This is a genomic window from Nocardia sp. NPDC023852 (genome assembly GCF_040639505.1).
GTDB lineage: Bacteria > Actinomycetota > Actinomycetes > Mycobacteriales > Mycobacteriaceae > Nocardia.
In genome coordinates, this window is record NZ_JBFAAB010000017.1 from 68,900 (window position 1) to 90,329 (window position 21,430).

A 21,430-nucleotide genomic window follows, 5' to 3' on the forward strand; every position below is an offset into this window, starting at 1 on the left:
TCATTCAATAGGGGCTTGATTAGAGGTGCAACATCTCTGCGGCCGCCACCCGGGAAGGCGTCAAGGAACGGTCGGCGCGCGATGCCGGGGCCACTCCGGCCTACTCAACAACTTGCAGTTTATGAAATCTTGCAGTTTGTGCTAAATTTTCGGGCATGTCCCCATCGAAGCGTGCCGAGCCAACGATCGGGTTGCGCGAGCAGAAGAAGCTGCGGACCGAACTCGATCTCTGCATGGCCGCGCGGCGGCTGACGATCGAGCGGGGGCTCGATGCCACGACCGTCGAGGACATCGCGCGAGCCGTCGGTGTCTCGCCGCGCACGTTTTTCAACTACTACGAGACGAAGATGGACGCGGTGGTGGGTCCGGTCGGCGAGATCGGCACACCAGAATTGCGAGAGCTGTTCACCGCCGGCGGGCCGACCGGTGTGCTCATGGACGATCTCACCTGGCTGTTCGCCGCGGGATTCGAACCAGAAAGCGAAGTACGCGAGGGCATTTCCTTGGTCATCGAGATCATCAAAACCGAACCGAGGGTGCTCGCGGCCTTCGTCGCCTCCGGTGTCCGGTTGGAGGCCACCTTGGGCGAACTGCTCTCGGCACGGCTGGGTAGCGAGGCATCGCCCGAATTCACCTCGCTCGCAGCGGGAGTCATGACAACCATCACCACGAGGGCGGCGATGTCCTCAGCGGGTGATCCGACCGTATCGCTAGCCGCGGCGATGCGCGACCACTGTGCAATGGCCGCCCGGCTGTTCGAGCCGGCGGCCAGGAAAAGGAGACGTGCCGAATGACCACGACCGCCGAATCGCCGCCCGCCCCTATTGTCTTGACCCAGCGGAGAATCGGGCTCATCTTCGCCGCGCTGATCGCGGGCATGTTTCTGGCCAGCCTCGATCAGACGATCGTCGGCACCGCCATGCCGACCATCGTCGGCGATCTCGGTGGCATTTCCCATATGGCCTGGACCGCGACGTCATATCTGCTGGCGACCACCATCATGATGCCGATCTACGGAAAATTCGGTGACTTGTTCGGCAGGCGCTGGCCGTTCCTGTTCGCGATCACCATCTTCACCGTCGCATCCGTCGGCGCTGCCGCGTCGACGGGTTTCTGGGAGTTCATCACCTTCCGCGGCCTGCAGGGCGTGGGTGGCGGCGGCCTGATGATCCTGGCGCAGGCCATCATTGCCGATGTGGTGCCCGCGAAGGATCGCGGCAAGTATATGGCCCCGATGGGCGCCATCTTCGGCATCACTTCGGTCGCGGGCCCGCTGCTCGGCGGCTTCTTCGCCGATCACCTCGGCTGGCGCTGGTGCTTCTGGATCAATGTGCCGATCGGTATCGCCGCACTGTTCATCGCCTTCCGCTACCTGAGTATTCCCAGCCACCGCCCCAGGACCCGACCCGACTACCTCGGTGTCGTCCTGATGTCGGCCGCGACCACGCTGCTGATCCTGATCACCGACTGGGGCGGCAAGCAGTACACCTGGGGTTCGACGGTGATGGTGACGATGATCGCCGCGTTCGTGGTGATCGTGGCCGCGTTCGTGATGGTGCAGGCCCGAGCCGAGGAGCCGATGCTGCCGCTGTGGTTGTTCCGCAATCGGACGTTCGTGTTGACCTCGGCGATCGGATTCCTGGTCGGCCTTGTGATGTTCGCCGCGCTCGCCTTCATTCCGACCTATCTCCAAATGGCTACTGGTGCTTCGGCTTCCGTATCAGGCTTGCTGTTGATACCGATGATGATCGGTCTGATGATCACTCTGATCACTTCGATGACGATGGTTACCAAGACCGGTCGCTACAAGGTCTATCCGCCGCTCGGCGCGGCGCTCATGTTCGTGGACATGCTGTGGCTCACCCGGCTGGACGCCGATACCCCGATGTGGGTGGTTTCGGCGATGCTCTTCGTGATGGGCGCGGGCCTCGGTCTGATGATGCAGATCATCGTGCTCGTCGTGCAGAACGCGGTCTCACCCAACCAGATCGGCACCGCGACCAGCGCCAATAACTACTTCCGTGAGATGGGCGGCGCACTTGGTGTCGCTATTTTCGGTTCGATTTTCACCAACCGGTTGACCGAAGGCCTCACCGATGTGTTCCGGACGCACGGTCCGGAGGCAGTCCAGGCGAAAATCGACCCGACTGCACTGGTGCCATCGGTGGTCAAGAACCTGCCCCAGGGCCTGCACGATGCGATTGTCGGGTCGTACGTCGACGCCCTTGTCCCCGGTTTCTGGTACCTGATTCCGGGCGTGGTGATCGCATTCGTGCTCGCGCTGTTCATTCCGCACATGAAGCTCTCCGACGAGGCGGGTATGGTCGCTCGCGGCGAGGCGGTGATGGCGGATGACGCGCAGCAGTCGGATCCAGAACCGGAACTCGTGGCCGAGCCCCGAGGCGCAGGCGCCGACTGAAGCCCTCTGAGCAGGACGGTGGGGCGCTGGCCTGGCTAGCGCACCGCGGTCAGATACCTCGGCTGCTGCCACAGGTCGGTAAGCTCGTCGGGGAGTTCCGGAGCCGATCGACCGTAGGCTGTGGCCAGCTCGGCTGGACTGAATGCCCGGACAGTCCAGCCATTTTCGGTCAGCCATTGCGCCGGATCGGCCCGCTCGTCGTCGTAGAACAGCTCGGCCAGGTCGATATCACCGAACAGGGATTTGTCAAAATACTTCGACTCGATGGTCGCGAAGCGTTTGACATCGGTTCCGGTCATGAAACTCTCCACCCCGAGGTGGCTGCCGAGTGCGGAGAGTTCGACGATCTGCTCGAACAATGCGTCCTGCGCCGCACCGGGAAGATACGGCAGCAGCCCTTCTGCCGACCACACGGCGGGCTTGTCGGAATCGAAGCCCGCCGCCCGGAGAGCAGCGGGCCAGTCCTCTCGCAGGTCCACCGCCACCGCCCGCCGATCGGCCTTCGGTTGCGCAACGTGTTCGACGAGCACTTTCTCTTTGAACTCCAACACCTTCGGCTGGTCGATCTCGAATACCGTGGTACCCGCCGGCCAGTCGAGGCGATACGCCCGCGCATCCAACCCCGCTGCCACGATCACCGCCTGCCGCACCCCGTTCGCGACGGCCGACAAGAAGAACTCATCGAAGAACTTGGTCCGAAAACCCATGAAACCGGGAACCAGCGGCGTACCGTCCAGCGCGGAAGGGTCGGCCAACAAACCGGTGAAATGCGGCTCGCCCGCAGCCTCGACGAACAGCGGCGCGTAATCGTCCTCGATCAACGGATCGGGACCGGCCGCCTCCAACGCCCGAAACGTCGCGACCCCCAACGCCGTCAGCCCCACGCTACTGACGATGTCCCACACGTCTCCCTCAGTTCGCATAGCCGAAACACCTACCGATCTTTGTCGACATACGTGGACGTGACAACCAACCAGCAGGACGGCGAAGAGGGCCGCACAACTCGACGGCCTCGCACCGAGCTACTCGTTCGCACCAACCCGGAATCACCCATCTACTCGTGATTCTACGACAACCAGGTCCTCGACATGATGGGCCGCATCCTTGCAGCAACGCGGTATCTCGCTCCCGCAGAACAGTCCCGGCGCCCACACCGTAGACATCCATGGCTGAGCCGGGTCGGCGCCCGGCCTCACCTGCTGGGCATCCCGATGGGCATCCCGACTCAGCCGGAGTCCGGGCCCATGCCGGTGGCCTTCCCTGGCGGCTCGATGACGATCATCGCCCAGGCGTTCCCCGTACACGCCGCACCACGATCGCGCCGTAATCCCTGCTCGGCGGATCCGGATAGTAGTTGGGGACAATGTGCTTCCGGTCGGGCACCAGATAGTCGTGCCCCCGGTACATTTCCAGGAACGGATCGACAAGGCAGCCACCGAGCCTGCGAAACGCGTAGTCGCGCGCGTCGATCTCGCCGAACCGGCGGCAGTAGGCGTCGTAACCGGGAATCTTTGCTCCGGTGAGGACATAGTTCAGCGCGAATCGCTCGGCCAGCTCGACGGGGGTCTCCATCATCACCGCGTATGCGGTGCCGCCGCGCGCAGTGCGCTTCAGTGAGCCGGAAGCAAGGTAGATGGCGTTCGCCGTGTCCAGGTCGATCTCTGGGTAATAGCCGTTGCCGGTCACAGAGTCCCAATCGCTGAGCTCGGAAATCCTGTCCGCCGTGTACCGCATGGGGAAGCCCATCAAGGTGCCGACAACCTCGTCGTGCTGCTCGAAAATCCAGAACCCCTCGGGGAACGCGCGCAGGCGAGCCATCATCTGGTCTCGGCTGGCCCGCTGAGATTCCTCCCAGTCCTGCTCGACGGCCATGATCTCGTCCAGATCGTCCAGCGCCGCCTGCCGCACCCGGATCGTCATCGCACCTCCTGTGTCTTGCGGGAGTTCCCGCACCCCATCGGCCCGATGAGCGCTGCGCGATTGTGCCTCACCGCGCCTCCAGTGTCTTGCGGGAGTTCCCGCACCCCATCGGCCCGATGAGCGCTGCGCGATTGTGCCTCACCGCGCCTCCCAGGTGACGGGAAGGCATTCCAGACCATTGACGAATACGCCGTTCTTCCACCGCAACGTGTCCGGATCGGCCGCGAATCGCAGCTCCGGAAAGCGCTGCACCAGGATGCTGATCGCCGTCGTCGCCTCGAGTCTTGCCAGTGACGCACCGAGACAGAAGTGCAGGCCGAGACCGAAACCCAGGTGCCGATTCGGTGTCCTGGTGATGTCGAACCGGTCCGGTTCGGGAAACTGCGTGTGATCATGATGTGCAGACAGCAGCGAAGCGACGACCAGTTCCTCGGCCGGGATGACCGTTCCCCGGAACTCGACATCGGTCAGGGGAAAGGCCCCGGTGCTGTTCGCCACCGGCGGGCAGTATCGCAACACCTCTTCGATGGCCGGTTCGATGAGTTCCGGCGTGGCGCGCAGCCGACGCAGTTCCGCGGGATGCCGCAGCAGCGCCCACACCCCATTGCCGATGAGGTTCCCAGTCGTCTCGAAACCTGCCGCGATGAGCAGGAACACCATGCTCATCAGTTCCACCGACGACAGCCGGTCGCCATGCGTCTCCGCTTCGATCAACGCACTGGTGAGATCGTCGCGGGGCCGCCTGCGGCGCAGCGCGAGGAATTCCTCCAGGTACTGCTGGAACTCGATCGCCATGCGGCGCAAAGCGTCGAAGTCTCCTTCCGACGGCGGAGCGATCAGAATTCTGGTCCACTCCCGGAAGCGCTCCTGGTCTTCGATCGGAACCCCGATCAGCTCGACCAGCACGGTGATCGGCAGCCGGAAGGCCAAGGCGTCGAGCAGGTCCACCGAGTCCTGGCGCTCGGCCAGGTCCAGCAGCTTCGCCGTCGCTTCGGCGATGCGGGGGCGCAGCTGTGAGATCCGGCGGGGCGTGAATGCCTTGGCCACCAATGCGCGCATTCTGGTGTGCTCCGGCGGATCGGCGTAGAGCATGTGTTTGTCCAGCCGGTCGAATTCGGTGACCCGGAAGTACCGGGAGCGCGCCTGATCGGACAGTTTCCGCTTGTCCTTGGTGAAACGGGGGTCGCGGAGCAGTTCGGCGACGTCGGCGTAGCGGGTCACGCGCCACTCGGGCGCCCCCTGGTGCGGATTGAACAGCCGGACGATCGGTGCCTCGGCACGCATCAGCGCCAGCGTCGGCAACGGATCGACGCGCATCTGCTCACCCCAGAGATCGAACCGGTTCATTCCGGCCGCTCCAGCACCTTGCCGACTCGGAGCCAGGTGGGCCTTCCGCTGATCTCCCGCCACCACCGCGCCAGGTTCGGCCGCGCATCGATCAAGTCAGCGCCGTTGGAGGCGACCAGATACTGCAAGTAGGGCAGCCAGGTGACCTCGGCGAGAGAGAACTCAGGGCCGGCGAGGAACTCCTGCCTGGCCAGCGTGGCGTCCGCGACGTCGAACGGTGTGGCCAGCGCAGCGCGGGCAGCGACGATCGCGTCCTGGTCCGGTGGCGGTGGCAAAAGCGGCGCGGCGGGACTTTCCCGGATGATCTCGTAGACCGGGCCGCCGCGGACCAGCTCCCACACCGGGCCGCTGACATAGCTTTGCTCGATGCTGATCCACTGTTCCATCAGCCCGCGCAGCTGGAGGTTATCCGGCGTCAGCGCGGGGCCAAGCAGCCGCTGATCGAGATAGCGGATGATCGCCCGCGATTCGTACAGCAGGAACCCGTCGTCCTCGAGTACCGGAATCTCCCCGAAGGGCTGGCGTTCCCGGTGTTCGGGGGATTTGTCGTGTCCTTTGAGGACACTCACCTCGATCAGTTCGGCTTGGTGGTCTTTCTCCGCGAGCACCATCAGCACCTTGTGCGTACACGCGCTGGTGGCCGTCCCGTATACCTTCATCATGATCCATTTTCTACATGCTCGGCGAGCGCCTTCAGCAAGTACCGGGTGATCGCCCGTGGGGTCGGATGGTCGAAGGCGAGGGTCGCCGGCAGCGCGAGACCCGTTCGGGCGGCCAGTTCGTGCCGCAGTTGTACGGTCATCAGCGAATCCATGCCCAGTTCCATGAACATGCCGTCGACCGGCACATCCGAAGGCGAAGACTGGAGCACGGCAGCCGTGTCCGTGCGCACGGCTGACTCGATCGCGGCCTCCTTCTCGCCGTCCGGCAATCCGATCAGCTCATCGACCCAGCGCACCGGCTCCACGGCCGCCTGTTCCCCTGGCGGTTCTGGGGTGTCGAGCCAGTAACGTCTGCGCTGCCACGGATAGCGCGGCAACGACACCACCGGGCGGCGATCCCGGTAAAGGCCGGCGAAGTCCACCGGATACCCCGCGGTATAGAGTTCGGCGACCGAGCCGAGCAGGCCCCGCAGTTCCGGCCGCTCCCTGCGCAGCGTCGGTATCGCCGCTCCCCTGCCGAGACAGTTCGCCACATGGCCGGAGAGCACCGGATGCGGTGCTATCTCGAGGAAAGCCTGTTGCCCATCTCTGGCCGCGGCGTGCACGGCTTCGGCGAACCGGACCGGATGCCGGACGTTGTCCGCCCAATAGGCCGCGGTCAATTCATGTCCGCCGATCCGGTCGCCGCGGACCGTGCTGTACAGCGGGCACAAGGTCCGGCTGGCCTCGACCGTGCCGAGTTCCTCCGCGAGTTCGACGGCCAGCGGCGCCATCGACGGCGAGTGGAACGCGTAGTCGACCGGTAGCCTGCGGCAGCGAACGCCTCGTCGCTGGAGCGGGTCGAGCAGCGTGCGCAGCTCGTCCACCGCGCCGGAGAGCACGACGGATCTGTCATCGTTGACAGCCGCCACCGCGACCGAAGTGTCCGTTGTCGACATCAAGGCCGCGATCTCATCCTGGCTGAGCGCGACCGAGACCATCGCCCCCGAACCGTCGGCGCGTGCCATGATGCGGCCCCTGGACACCACGATCCTGATGGCGTCCGCGAGACTCAGCGCGCCCGCGACCTGCGCGGCGGCGATTTCCCCGACGCTGTGCCCGATGACCGCGTCCGGTCGAACGCCCCATGAGGACAGCAGGGAGGCCAGAGCGATCTGAATGGCGAACAGCGCGGGCTGGGCGATCTCGGTGCGCTGTAACCTCGACCTGTCCGGCGGCGCGGCCAGTTCGGCGAGCAGCGAGAACGACGCGTTCTGCGCGATGAGCTCATCGCATCTACCGAGTGTGGCGGCGAAGACCGGCTCGCTGGATTGCAATTGCCGTCCCATGCCGATCCACTGCGCGCCCTGTCCGGAGAAGACATAGGTGAGCGCGGGCGGTGTGTCGGCTCGTGCCGCGGTGACACCATCCCGAGCCAGGGCGTGCAACTTCTCGGCCAGCTCGGTTGCGGACTCGCCGACCACCGCGATCCGCCGCTCATGATGATCACGCCGGGCGCCCGCGGTGTAGGCGATGTCGTGCGGATCGCTGTCCCCCTCGAGGACACTCGCGTGTGCCGAAGCCAGGTCGATCAGTGCTGCCCGGCTTCGTGCCGACAGCGGAAGAAGGATCGGTCCGGCGCGCGGTGGCACCTGCTCGGCCGTGGGCGCTTCGGCGACGACGACATGCGCGTTGGTGCCGCTCATGCCGAACGAGCTGACGCCGGCGATCCGTGGCCGCTCGCCTGCGGGCCACGCGACGGCCGTCTTCGGTATCACGAAGGGAGTTCCGGTCAGGGAAATCCTCGGATTCAGTGTGTTGAAGTGCAGGTTGCGGGGAATTTTCCCGTACCGCAAGACCAGCACCGCCTTGATCAGTCCGGCGACACCGGCGGCGGCCTCGAGATGCCCGATGTTGGTCTTGACCGCGCCGAGCACACAACCGCCGCTGTCCGGGTCCGGCTCGCCGAAAACCTCGGTCAAGGCCTCGATCTCCACGGGGTCGCCGAGCGCGGTGCCGGTGCCGTGGGTCTCCACGTATCCGATGTCGCCGGGGCGCACGCGCGCATCGGCGAACGCCTGGCGCAGCATGTCCTGCTGCGCCAATGGGTTCGGCGCGGTCAGTCCGGCCGAGCGACCATCCGAGTTCATCGAAGAGCCCCGCAGCACCGCGAGCACCCGATCACCGTCGGCCAGCGCGTCCGACAGCTTCTTCAGCACAACGATTCCGCAACCCTCGCCCCGGACGAACCCGTTCGCGCGCGCGTCGAACGTGCGGCACCGGCCGTCCGGTGACAGCGCTTGCAGATCGGCGACCATCTCGGTGACCGAGTCGTCGAGAACGAGGTTCACTCCGCCGGCCAGCGCGAGCGAGCTCTCCCCTGTTCGCAGACTCCGGATCGCCAGGTGCACCGCGACCAGCGACGACGAGCACGCGGTATCCACCGACAGACTCGGCCCGCGCAGCCCGAGCAGGTACGACAACCGGCCCGCGCCGAAACTGTGCGCCGTTCCAGTGCCCGTGTACCCACCCATGGCGCCGGATCGGGCGCTGAGCAGCAGGTAGTCGTTGCTGCTCATACCGACGAACACGCCGGTTCTGCTGCCGGCCAGCCGCTCGGTCACCACTCCGGCGTCTTCCAGCGCCTCCCATGCGACTTCGAGCAGCAGCCGGTGTTGCGGATCCAGCGCGGCGGCCTCCCGCGGCGAGATCCCGAAGAACGCCGCGTCGAAACCGTCCACATCGGACAGAAAGGCACCTGTCCGCGTGGCATCCTCGGTAGCGGGGGCTGGCCGCTCGGACACCGCGTCGACGCCGTCGGAAAGCAGTGTCCAGAATGATTCCGGATCGTCGACCCCACCGGGAAAGCGGCAACCCATACCGATCACCGCGATGGGTTCGGTGTGCTGCCGCGTCAACCGCGCGACCTCGGCCTCCAGACTGCGCAGCGCGGAAGCGGCTTTGACAAGACGTGAGCGGTAGCCTTCCTCGTCGACGAGGGTCATGGCAGCTCCCCGTTTTCGAGCCGGTCGATCGAACCGTCGATCCGCGCCAGAAGGTCGTCTATGGCGAGGTCGTCGAACTCGTCGGTGGCCGCCTGCGGCTGGGCCATATCGAGTACGCCGAGTAGCTGTTCGGTCAGTGCTCGCACCGTCGGTGCGGCGTACAGCAACGTCGCGGACAGCCGGATGCCTAGCGCCGACTCCAGCCTGTTCCGGAGTTCGAGCGCCATCAGCGAGTCGACTCCCGTGGCGGCCAGCGGCGCCTTCCGGTCGATAAGAGCGGCGTCGAGGTGCAGGATCTGGCCTAGTTGCTCAGTCACGAGGGCGTCGATCAAGCTCGGGCGTTCAGCAGGGGTGGCCGCACGCAGCCGGTCTGCGAACCAGGGAGCCGATGGCCTTCTGTCGCTCTCGCGGCCGTCGTCCCGGAGTTCGCCGAACAGCGACGCACCTGCCGAGGCCGGGTAGAACGCCAGCCACTGTCGGAGATCGAGATTGGCCGCCGCGACCTGGCTGGTACTGCCGCTCAGCAGCCGACCGAGAATTTCCATGCCTTGCTCGGGCGTCAGGGTGCCGACCCCTCGGTGCGCGAGCCGCTCCCCTTCCGCGTTCCGTCCTGCCATGATGCCTTCCTGCGAGTACAGCCCCCAGTCCACGCACAATGCCGTTCGGCCACCGTGTTTCCGATGTCGCGCGAGCGCGCCGAGAAATGCGTTGGCGGCCGCGTAGTTGGCCTGTCCCGGCGAGCCGAGCAAGGCCGAGGCCGACGAGTACATGACGAAAAACTCCAACTTCCGGTCGCCGGTCAGCTCATGCAGATTCCACGCGCCCCGCATCTTGGGTGCCAGCACGCGCTCGTACCGTTCGGCGTCCAGTTCCAGAATGGTCCGATCGTCGAGCACCATGGCCGCGTGCAGCACTCCACGCAGTGGCGGCATCCGCTCGTCGATGTCCGTGAGGACTCGGGCGACGTCCTGGCGCCGGGCCACGTCCGCCCGGGCGACCACAACCTCGACGCCGTCCCCTCTGAGCTCGGCGATCCTGGCCTGCACGTGCGGCGCCGGATCGTGCCGTCCGGCCAGCACGAGGTGCCGCACCCCGCGCGCGGCCAGCCAGCGTGCCAGGCCGATGCCGAGACCGCCGAGACCGCCGCTGATGAGGTACGTCCCCTGGGGCAGGGTCGGCTCGGCGTTCCCGGTCTCGAACGAAGCCCGTACCAGCCTCGCCAGGTTCCGCCCTTCCTCGCGTAACGCGATCTCGTCTTCGCCGTCCGCCCCGACCAGCTCGGGGAGGAGTTCTTCAGCGGAACGGCTCGGCGCCCACCTTGATTGGAGGTCGACCCGCGTGCACTCCAGTTCGGGATGCTCGACACTCAGTGTCCTTGCCAGTCCCCACAACGGTGCTTGAGACACCTCGACCGGTTCGCGGCCTACCTGCTGCGCTGCCCTGGTGACCAGCCACAGCCGGGGCTGGTCCCGCAGGCGGAGGCGAGCGAGCGCGCGGACCAGACGCACCGTGCTGAGTCCGGTGATCTGCTGATCGGCGGTCAGCGTGTCGGCGGTGACGTGTTCGGTAATGGTGGTGTCCAGGCTCCACAGGTGTACCACCCCGATGCAGGCTCGTCCGCCGGCGGCGACGTCGTCGAGTAGCGCGCTCCACGCGTCGTCGTCGCCGATGTCGATATCCTCCTTGTCGACCAGTACGCAGGTCTGGCCACGCTGTTGCAGCAGCGTGGCCAGCGCCGTGCCGACACCGGTGGAATCGGTGAGCACCAGCCATGTCCCGGGAGCCCTTTCACCGGGATCCGGTGCCACGAGCCGTTGCACCGGGCGCCATGCCACCTGGTAGAGCCAGTCCCGGTACGGTTCTGCTTCGGCAGGCCTTGCCACCGTCAGCCCCTCGACCTCGACCAGCACCGCGCCGTCCTCATCGAGCACCAGCAGATCCCCACTGTCCTCGGTCGACCCCGCGCGCGCGTGTACCCACACGCGGCCACCGGGTGGCCGGTGCACGCGCAGCCGGTCGATCCGCACCGGAATGACCCCGCCGGTCGCGCGCCGGTCGAGCAGCACAGCCCCGAGTACCTGGAAGCATGCGTCCAGCAGCGCCGGGTGGCAGACGTACCCCGAGGACGACCCGGCCAGCTCGACCAAGGCAACGCCCTCACCGTCACCGGCCCAGATCCGTTGCACACCTCGGAAAGCCGGGCCGTAGCCGATGGTTCGACTGGCATACCGTTCGTAGTGCTCCGCCACGGCGACCTCGGTGCGGCACCGGTCCCGCACCGACGACGGCGACTCGGCCGGCGGTGGCCCGTCGTCGCCATGACGGACCGTTCCGTGCGCGCACGGAACCCACGGCTCGTCCCTCGTCGCTCGGCCATACACCTGAAAACGGCCGGAGTCCTCGATGAACTGGACGTGTCCGGAACCGTCCTTCCCGAGAATCACCATCCGGTCGAATGCGAGGTCCTCCAGCACCGACGATCGACCGGACGCACCGAGCGCCATCTCCACGTAGCCCGACGCCGGGAACACCACCGCGCCGTCCACCGTATGGTCGGCGAGATACGGCAGATCCAGTTCGCGTTCCCAGATCCGTGTGCCGGGTGAGGTCGCGGGGCTGACGGGCGCACCAAGCAATGGATGCCCATGGTCGGTGCGAGGACCCGGAGTTCGGTGCACCCAGTACCGCTGGCGCTGCCACGGGTAAGCAGGCAGCGGCACGCAGCGCCCGCCCTTCGGGTGCAGCGCGGGCCAGTCCACCTGGCAACCCCGGACATACAACGCGGCAAGCGATTCGAGGAACACCGCTCGCTCATCGTGTTCGCGCCGCCCGGACGGAATGACCGTTCCCCCGTCCTCTTCGATCGAGGGCAGCAGGATCGGGTGCGGGCTCAGCTCGACGAATACCGTGCGCCCCAGCGCCATGCAGTCACGAATCGCCTCTGAGAACAGCACGGGCTCACGAAGGTTGCGTATCCAGTACGTGGTATCCAGCTCCGCCGCGGCGCAGACCTTTCCGAGCACGGTAGACCACATCGGCACCGTGGTGGCCTCCGGTGTCAGCGTACCGAGCTGGCGACTCAGCTCATCGGTGATGGCGTCGACTTGCGGGCTGTGCGCGGCGACCTCGACCTTGATCCGACGACAGAACACCCCCGCACCGGCCAGCTCGGCCAGGAGCTCGTCCAACGCGGCCGGGTCACCGGAGAGCACGGTCGAGCGTGCGCTGTTGCTCGCCGCGATCGACACCCGATCGGCGAATCCGGACAGCACCGTGTGCGCCCGCTCCATCGGCAGGTCCACCAACGCCATCGCGCCGCGCCCGGCCAGTCCGCGCAGCAACCGGCTGCGGCGGCAGATGATCCGTGTCGCGTCGGCCAGCGTGAGCGCGCCGGCCACATGCGCGGCGGCCACCTCGCCCATGCTGTGTCCGATGACCGCGTCCGGCTCGATGCCCTTCGACCGCCACAGAGCCGCCAAGGCGACCTCCATCGCGAACAGCACCGGCTGCACTATGTCGACCCGGTCCAGCCGAGACCTGGACGGCTCGGCGGTCAATTCTTCGATAACAGACCAACCGGTCTCATTTTGGATCGCGTCGTCGCACGCATCGACAGCCGCGCGGAACGCGGGCTCACCGGCGAGCAGTGCGCGTCCCATGCCGAGCCATTGCGAGCCCTGCCCGGGGAACACGAACACCACTCGCGGCCGCTCGTCCGGTTCGGTGCCCGGCACCAGTCGCGGCGGCCCGTCGCCGGACAGGACCAGGGCGGCGCGGTACTCGTGATGGTGCCTGCGGACAGCCGCGGTGTAGGCGATATCGGCGGCCTCGGCCTGCCGCTCGGCGAGGCCGGCCCGGAAGGCGGCGACCAGATCGGTCAGCGCGTCCGCATGGCGAGCGGAGATCGGCACCAGCGCCGGTCCTGGTTCGGTCCTCGGAGACTCGGCGTGCTCCGGCGGATCGCCGACGATGACGTGCGCGTTGGTGCCGCTGATTCCGAACGAGCTGACGCCCGCCATCCGAGTCGCGCCGTCCTGTTTCGGCCACGGGACCGGATTCTTCGGCAATACCAGGGCGGTTCCGGTGAGGTCGATCCTGGGGTTGACGGTGCGCAGGTGCAGGTTCGCCGGGATACGCTCGTGCCGCAGCGCGAGCACGACCTTGATCAGCCCGATGACCCCGGCAGCCGCCTCGAGATGCCCGATGTTGGTCTTCAGCGCGCCGAGCACGCAGCGCGAACCGTCGTCCCGCAGCTCGCCGAGCACGTCGACGAGCGCGTCCACCTCGATAGGATCACCGAGCGGCGTTCCGGTGCCGTGCGTCTCGACATAGCCGATGTCCGCCGCGTCGGCGCGAGCGCTGCGCAAGGACTGACGGAGCAATGCCTTCTGCGCGGAGACATTGGGCGCGGTCAGCCCGGAGGAACGGCCGTCGGAGTTCACTGCGGAACCACGGATCACCGCGAGCACCGGATCGCCGTCTGCCACCGCATCGGAGAGCCGTCTGAGGACCAGCATCCCGCAGCCCTCACCTCGGACATAGCCGTTGGCCAGCGCGTCGAAAGTCTTGCATCGCCCGTCTTCGGACAGCGCCCGGGAACTGGCCAACATGTCGGTCATGTCTCTGGCCAGTATCAGGTTGACCCCGCCGGCCAGCGCCATCGTGCTCTCTCCGGATCGCAGGCTTTGGACCGCGAGATGCACGGCGACCAGCGACGACGAGCACGCAGTGTCCACGACCATGCTCGGCCCCTGAAGTCCGAGCACGTAGGACAGCCGTCCCGCGGGGAACGAGTGCCCGTTGCCGGTTACGGTATAGATGTCCCGTCTTCCGACGCTGAGCCGGTCGTAGTCGGTGACGACAACGCCGGCGAACACACCTGTCCTCGAGCCGGTCAGCCGGTCGGGCCGAGCATGCCCGGCCCGTTCCAGCGCCTCCCAGGCCACCTCCAGCAGCAGGCGCTGCTGGGGGTCCATCGCCTCGGCTTCCCGAGGCGCGATACCGAAGAAAGCCGCGTCGAATTTGTCCACATCGGACAGAAAACCGCCCCAGCGTGTCGGAGCTCCGGCGTCCTCGCCCGCCCACCGGTCCGGGGGCACTTCGGTGATCGCGTCGACGCCGTCATCGAGTAGCCGCCAGAATTTCTCAGGGCTGGTGCCGTCGCCCGGCACCCGGCACCCCATGCCGATGATGGCGATCGGCTCGGTCTTCGCCAGCAGCTCCCGGTCCAGCCTTGTCTGCAGGGTACGCATTGCCGCCAGGGCCTGCTTCACCGGCGACACCTGCTCAGTCATCGTGTTGTTCCTGTTCGACGAGCCGGATACTGTCCAGCAGCATGGCCTCTGCTTCCTCGTCGGAGAGCAGATCGATGTCCGCTGCGACGGAAGACCAATCGTCCGGTTCCGATTCCGCAGCCGGAGGTTCGGCCACCGCTGATTCGTCCGCGATGAATTCGGCGAGCGCGGCGATGGTGGAGTAGGTGAAGACCAGCGCGACGGACAACCGAACGCCGAGCGTGGATTCCAGCCGGTTGCGTAGCTCCACCGCCATCAACGAGTCCATGCCCATGTCCTGGAACGTCGCCTTCCGGCTCAGGCTCGCGGGATCTCGGTGCAACGTCAGCGAAACCTGCTCGATCAGATGCTCTTCGATCAACCCCGACCGTTCCGGGGCGCTGGTCGCAGCCAGCCTGCCGGCGAATGCGGTGGCGATGTCCGAGGCGCCGGATTCGATCTCGTCGAACAGCGGTGTCCCCGCCGTGCCGGGGAACGACTCGAACCAGTGCCGGAGATTCAGCTTCATGACCGCGAGCTGCACGAAGTCCGCGCGCACGCCGTGGTCCAATGCCCGCGCGAGACCCGCCGGGGACGCATCGGTGATGCCGTGTGCCGCCATGCCGTCCTGCGCGAGATGCAGGCTCAGTGCCCGCAAGCCGAGGGCGCGGCGATGGTGTGCGATCGCGTCCAGCCGCGCGCTTCCCATCGGGTCACCCAGGCATCCGAACAACGAGGCGACCGAAGAGCAGAGCACGAAAAGATCAAGCCTGCGATCGAGCGTCTGCTGATGCCACCGCCACGCGCTGTCGTCACCCTCCGCGTGGATGAGGCCGCACAAGGGACCGGCGGCGGCCTCGATCTCGGCGATCAGCCTGATCATCTCGCGGTCGTCGGTAACGCAGGTGTCGAAGATCGAGATCCGTGCGCCGGGACAGCTGATCGGCCCGATAGCACCGGTCCGGTCCAAGATCACGATGTTGCGCGCACCGCGGTCGGTCAGCCACCCGGCGAACGACTCCGCGAGTGCCGCGTCCTCGCAGTCGATCACATAGGAGCCGTCGGCCCGCAACGTCGCCGCCCGCTCACCGACATCCGGCACGCGAACCAGCCTGGCCACGAACCGGCCACCGGGACGCAGGGCGATATCGGTCTCCCGATCATCGCTGAGCAATTCCGACACCACCGTGGCCACCTCATCCGATGTCGGCCGAGCGGCAAGGTCCACCCGCGTGACGCACAGCTCCGGATGGTCGAGCCCGATCTCCCTGCCGAGTCCCCACAACGCGGCCTGGTCGACACCCACCGCAGAGGTGTGCTCGCCGACCGCCTGTGCGCCACGGGTCACCAGCCACAGCCGTGGCTGATCGCGCCATCCCATTCCGGCCAGCGCGTCGGCCAGCACCCGCGCGCTCGCGCTGCCGAGACTTCCGATGTGCACCACCCCGGCCGGCGCCGGTCCGGCCAGAACCGCCCGCAGAGACGCTATTCCAGTCAGGTCCGCTGTCCGCGCAGTCACCAGATCGCACTGTTTGGCTCGAGCTCGCAGTTCGTCCGCGAGTTCGGCGCCGAGGCAATCGTCGCCCACGAACACGATCCACGGCTCAACACGGTCTCGCACCGGTTCTCGGTGTGCTCGTTCGTGCCATTCGACGGTATACAAACAGTCCGCGACCGGGTCGGGATAGTGGAGCGGCCGCAAGCGCACGTCCTCGGCTTCCACCAGTACTCGGCCGGCGTCGTCCAGCAGGTAGAGGTCGAAGCCCGGTCCCGCCGATCGGCCGTGGGCCCATACCGGCCCCGTCGGCGTCCGATGCACTCGCAACCGACCGATCCCGGTCACCACGTTGCTGCCGGACGAACCGTTGCACAGGGCGATCAGCGCCTGCAGACCGGCGTCCAGCACCGAGGGGTGGATGCGGTAGTCGGCACCTCGATGGTGTGCCGGCTCCGGCGGCACGACCAGGGCCAGCACTTCGTCATGGCCGAACCACAGCTCCGAGACCAGCCGAAGGTGCGGACCGATGTCCAGCCCCGCCCCGGCCAGCGCATGGTAGTGCTGCGTCCCATCCCGGTATGCGGTGCAGCGGTGCCTGATCGCCGCGGGTTCCTCGCGCACATCCGGCTCGCCGGTGTCCGGGCCTACGGTGGCCAGCGCGTGCCGTACCCAGTCCGGACCGTGGCGGCTGAATACCTGGAAGAGTTCATCCCGCGTGCTGATCACTGCCTGGGTCGCGGGCACCACTGCGCCGGAAAGTTCCAGCATTCGCTCGAACGCCAGGTCGGTAACAGCGATGTCGCTGGTTCCGTACGCCTCGGCGCCCGAAGCCAGTGCCATTTCGGCGAAGGTGGCCGCCGAGAGTACGGTGCTCCCGCGCACCGTGAGGTCGGCGAGATACGGCAGCCGCGCGGGGTCCAGCGCGCGTTGCCAGTACCGGGTTCCGCGCTCCACCGCCGAGATCAAGCCCGCGCCGAGCAGCGGATGGCCTCCGTCGCCGCCGGAGAGCGCGGTGCGCCGGTCGGCCGCGAGCCAGTATCGCTTTCGCTGCCACGGGTAAGCGGGCAGCGAAACGACCCGACCGGTATCGAATAGCCGGTCGAAGTCCGGCAAGCAGCCACCGACGTACAGTGCGCCGGCCGCGCGGCGCAGCGCGGACCGTTCGTCTTCGCCCCTGCGCAGCGAAGCGATGGCGTGACCATCGACCCGGCGGGCGGCAAGGCATCGCTGGACGTTCTCCAGCAGAACCGGATGCGGCCCGATCTCCACGAAAATCCGGTACCCGTCGGAGATCGCGCCGTTCATCGCGTCCGCGAACCGCACGGTCTCCCGCACGTTTCGCACCCAGTAGTCAGCGGAGAATGGCTGATCATCAACGAGCTTTCCGGAAACTGTGCTGTAGACGGGCAACCGGCTCGGCCCCGGAGCGAGCGTGCCGAGCGCCTGAGACAATTCGTGCCCGGCCGCGTCCATCCGCGCACTGTGGAACGCGTAACCGACCCGGAGCTCTCGGCAGGGGACCCCGTCGTGGCGCAGCCGTCCGAGCAAGTCGGCCAGTGCGGCGGCGTCGCCGGACACGACGGCCGAATCGGGGTCGTTGACGGCGCCGATCGTGAGCTCTCCCTGGTACCCGCTCAGCAGGTCGCGTACCTGCTCGGCGGGCAGTTCCACGGAGGCCATCGCGCCTGCCCCGGCCGCGGCCTGCATCAACCGGCCCCGGTGATACACCACCTCGACCGCTTCGGCGATGGACAGCGACCCGGCCAGGTACGCGGCGGTGACTTCGCCGACGCTGTGGCCGATCAGCGCGTCCGGCGCGAGTCCCCATTCCTGCCACAGCCGCGCGATTCCCACCTGGATCGCGAACAGGGCCGGTTGCGCGACCGAGGTCTCATCGAGGCGACTACGTTCCGCCGGCGCGGTCAGCTCGGCCGTCAGCGACCACTCGGTCAGCGGCCGTAACAATCTTTCGCATTCCTCGACGGCGGCGCGAAACACCGGTTCGGCACGCAACAGGTTCCGGCCCATTCCGGCCCATTGCGAACCCTGGCCGGAGCATACGAACACGATCCCTCGCGACTCGTCATGGGCCACGCTGCCCATCCACGTGTTGCTGGGCATACTGCCCGCAACCGTCGCACGCAACGAATCGGCCAGCTCCTTCGGAGTCGAACCGGTCACCGCGAGCCGGTGTTCGTGGTGGTCCCGCCGCACCGCGGCCGTGTAACACAGGTCGCGCACCGCGATGTCGTTGCCGCTGCTGAACTCGCGCGCCATTGTGGTCGCCGATGCCAGCAGGGAATCGCGTGAGCGGGCGGAAAGCACCAGCAACTCCGTCCGGCCCTGGACCGGTGTCGGCGGCTCGGCGGCACCCAGGGTGTACAGCGTGCCCAATGAGTCGATCAAGGTGGAGCGGTCACGGTCACCCCGGCGCAATGTCGGCAGCGCCGTGCCGCCGTGCTGTTCGACCACCGACGTGAGAATCGGATGGGGGTCGGCGTCGACGAAAATCTGGCAGCCCCCGGCGAGCAGGTGTCCCATCGCGGTGTCGAATCGCCATGGTTCTCGTTCGGTGCGCACCCAGTGCTCGGCATCGAGCAGCGCGCCGTCCATCCGCGCCCCGGTGACCGAGGAGTAGAACGGTATTCGGGTCTCGCCGGGCCGCAAATCGGCGAGCGCGGCCCGCAAATCGGGCAGCACCGGGTCGACATAGGGACTGTGCGAGGCGTAGTCGACCCTGATCCGCGCCGACGCGACCGATCGCGCGGCGAGTTGGTCCCGTATCACCTGGATAGTTGCTCGATCGCCGGAGATCACCGTGCTTCCGGGGCTCGCACTGCCCGCGACCCATACGTCGCCGCCGTGCCGGGACAGCAGCTCATTCGTGGCTTCGGTGGACAGGTCGAGAACGGCCATGCCGCCGTGGCCGGAGAGTCCGGCGGCGATCGCGCTACGCCTGCACATGATCAATGTGGCGTCGTCGAGGCTGATCGCCCCCGCGACGTGCGCGGCGGCGACTTCACCCATGCTCATCCCGGCGACGGCATCCGGCTCGACCCCCCATGATCGCCACAGGCCGGTCAAAGCGACCTGCATCGCGAAGATCGCAGGCTGGGCCAGCTCGGTGCGCTCGATCCAGCTCTCGTCGGGGGAGGTCAGCAGCCGGGTAAGGGACCAGTCGACGTGCTGGCGCAGCGCGGTCTCACACCGCATGATTACCGACCGAAACGCCGGCTCGCGCAGCAACCGCGCACCCATCCCGGCCCACTGCGCGCCCTGACCGCCGAACAGAAACGTGATTGTCGGCCGGGCGCCGTCGACCTTTCCGGTGCTGATCCCGGCGCCTGCGTGGCCGCTGAGGAATCTCGCCGCGCCCGCGGCGAGTTCGTCGTGGTCGCGAATGGACAATGCGAGCCGGTGCGAGCCGTCCGCCTTCGCCGATGCGGCGGCGCACAAGCGGGCGATCGGGGGCCGGTCCAGAGTGGTCGCCAGCTCCCGCACCGTGGCACGGAGGCCGTCTTCGGTGTCCGCGGCAAGAGGCAGCAGGTGGACCGGAGCGTCCTCGCCGCTCTCGAGGACCACATGGCAGTTCGTGCCGCCGAACCCGAACGCGCTCACCCCGGCGATGAGGCGACCTCCCGCGTCACCTCGCCACTCCTCCGACCGCGACGGCACCCGTAGACCCCATTCGTCGAACGGGATATGTGGGTTGGCTTCCTCGAACTGGCCGCATGGTGGCACGGTGCGATGCCGCATCGCCAGCAGCACCTTGATCAGTCCGGCGATCCCGGCCGCCGCTTCGAGATGCCCGATCGCGCTCTTGACCGAACCGATCGGCAGCAACTGGTCACCAGCCCGGCCCGCGCCGAGCACAGTACCCAGCGCGCTTGCCTCGATCGGATCACCGAGCGCCGTTCCCGTCCCGTGTGCCTCGACGTACCCGACGTCGGCCGGCGCAACCCCCGCTCGGCGATAGGCGGTGCGCAGCAAGGACTCTTGGGCCAGCGGGCTCGGCGCGGTCAGGCCATTACTGAACCCGTCGTGGTTCACCGCGCTGCCCTTGAGCACGCCATGAATCGGATCACCGTCGGCGAGTGCCCGGTCGAGCGGCTTCAGCACGACCATCCCGGCGCCTTCGCCGCGGCCGTATCCATCGGCACGCGCGTCGAATGCTTTGGACCGCCCGTCCGGTGCCAGCGCACCGAGCCGGACCAGCGCATGCACCGTGTCCGGCGCCAGCATCAGGCTGACGCCACCGGCGAGCGCGAGATCGCACTCGCCGCCGCGCAGGCTCTGCGCCGCAAGGTGTACCGCGACCAGGGACGATGAGCAAGCGGTGTTCACCTGAAGACTCGGCCCGCGCGCACCCAATGTGTAGGACAGCCGGGCGGGAATAATGCTCGGGTCGCCTCCGGCCAACGTGTGCTGGGTGACCAGGTCCGGGTCCGCCCGAATTCCTGCACCGTACTCACTCCACATCGCACCGACGAACGCGCCGGTCCGGCTGCCTCCGAGACTGTGCGGCGGGATGCCCGCGTCCTCGAGGGCTTCCTGCATCAGTTCGAGCATGAGCCGTTGCTGCGGGTCGACGTGCGGAGCCTCCCGGGGAGAGATACCGAAGAACTCCGGGTCGAACTCGTCGATCCGGTCGAGGAATCCGCCGCGCGGAGGACCCTCTCCAGCCCATCGGCCGTCCGGCGGTTCGGTGAGCGCGTCCGCGCCCGAGCTGAGTAATCGCCAGAATGCCGCCGCGTCGGGAGCGCCGGGGAACCGGCAGGACAGACCGACGATCGCGATGGGCTGCTCCGGATCCGGCGATTCGTGCTGCGCCGAGGGTGTGGATCCGGCTCCGGTGAGTCGGCCTGCCAATGCGGTCGGCGTCGGATGCGCCCATAACAGGATCGGCGGCACCGGATGGTCGCCTGCCTCACTCAATTCCTCGGCGAGCACCGTCAACGTCAGTGAATCGAGCCCATAGCGGGTGAACGGCTCGCGGCCGTCGATCGCAGCGGGATCCAGCCCGCTCAGTGCGGCGATTCTGGCGATGAGCCAGTCCCGCACAGCCTCCATAGACCATGCCAGCATGGATAGGGTTACCTCCAGCAACCAACTAGATCTTGGCGCGTCGCCGGCGGCTCGCCCGAATCGGACCGAATAGTATCCCCGCCGAATTCGCCATGTAAAGGGGGCAATCCGTCTGGTCGGTTTGGGTTCAGGCCTGTCGCCTGCGGTGCCTGCGCCGACTCGATCTGTGACCCTGCAATCGCTGCCAGCAGTCAAAACCTTGGTAGTTCATGATCATTGAGGTGTTCTCATCGGCGTGAGCG

9 protein-coding genes are annotated in these 21,430 nt (G+C 67.1%); 2 read left to right on the forward strand and 7 right to left on the reverse strand.

Annotation, left to right across the window (positions count from 1 at the left end; all coding sequences use genetic code 11):
• The first annotated feature begins 155 nt into the window (after positions 1–155).
• Positions 156–794 (forward strand): helix-turn-helix domain-containing protein, encoded by a 639-nt coding sequence (locus AB0H00_RS22020; RefSeq protein ID WP_357268972.1) that lies wholly within the window; start codon positions 156–158, stop codon positions 792–794.
• A complete protein-coding gene (locus AB0H00_RS22025; RefSeq protein WP_357268975.1) occupies positions 791–2,419 on the forward strand; it encodes an MDR family MFS transporter in 1,629 nt (542 codons plus the stop codon). The genes AB0H00_RS22020 and AB0H00_RS22025 overlap by 4 nt, the downstream gene beginning before the upstream one ends.
• Positions 2,420–2,454: 35 nt before the next feature.
• Here the strand turns inward: AB0H00_RS22025 and AB0H00_RS22030 are convergent, their stop codons facing one another.
• From AB0H00_RS22030 to AB0H00_RS22060, 7 genes are all read right to left on the reverse strand, one after another.
• Entirely contained in the window at positions 2,455–3,342 is an 888-nt protein-coding gene (locus AB0H00_RS22030) for a class I SAM-dependent methyltransferase (RefSeq protein ID WP_357268978.1), read from the reverse strand.
• A gap of 355 nt (positions 3,343–3,697) precedes the next feature.
• A complete protein-coding gene (locus AB0H00_RS22035) occupies positions 3,698–4,339 on the reverse strand; it encodes a hypothetical protein (RefSeq protein WP_357268981.1) in 642 nt (213 codons plus the stop codon).
• A 138-nt stretch (positions 4,340–4,477) separates the two neighbouring features.
• Entirely contained in the window at positions 4,478–5,686 is a 1,209-nt protein-coding gene (locus AB0H00_RS22040) for a cytochrome P450 (RefSeq protein ID WP_357268984.1), read from the reverse strand.
• Positions 5,683–6,348 carry a glutathione S-transferase N-terminal domain-containing protein gene (locus AB0H00_RS22045; RefSeq protein WP_357268987.1) on the reverse strand — a complete coding sequence of 222 codons (666 nt, stop codon included), beginning with the start codon at positions 6,346–6,348 and terminating at the stop codon, positions 5,683–5,685. The genes AB0H00_RS22040 and AB0H00_RS22045 overlap by 4 nt, the downstream gene beginning before the upstream one ends.
• Entirely contained in the window at positions 6,345–9,332 is a 2,988-nt protein-coding gene (locus AB0H00_RS22050; protein ID WP_357268990.1) for a beta-ketoacyl synthase N-terminal-like domain-containing protein, read from the reverse strand. The genes AB0H00_RS22045 and AB0H00_RS22050 overlap by 4 nt, the downstream gene beginning before the upstream one ends.
• A complete protein-coding gene (locus AB0H00_RS22055; protein ID WP_357268993.1) occupies positions 9,329–14,626 on the reverse strand; it encodes a type I polyketide synthase in 5,298 nt (1,765 codons plus the stop codon). Before AB0H00_RS22055 ends, AB0H00_RS22050 begins: the two co-directional genes overlap by 4 nt.
• Positions 14,619–21,188, reverse strand: coding sequence for an acyltransferase domain-containing protein (locus tag AB0H00_RS22060; RefSeq protein ID WP_357268996.1), 6,570 nt, complete (start codon positions 21,186–21,188; stop codon positions 14,619–14,621). The genes AB0H00_RS22055 and AB0H00_RS22060 overlap by 8 nt, the downstream gene beginning before the upstream one ends.
• Positions 21,189–21,430 lie beyond the last annotated feature (242 nt).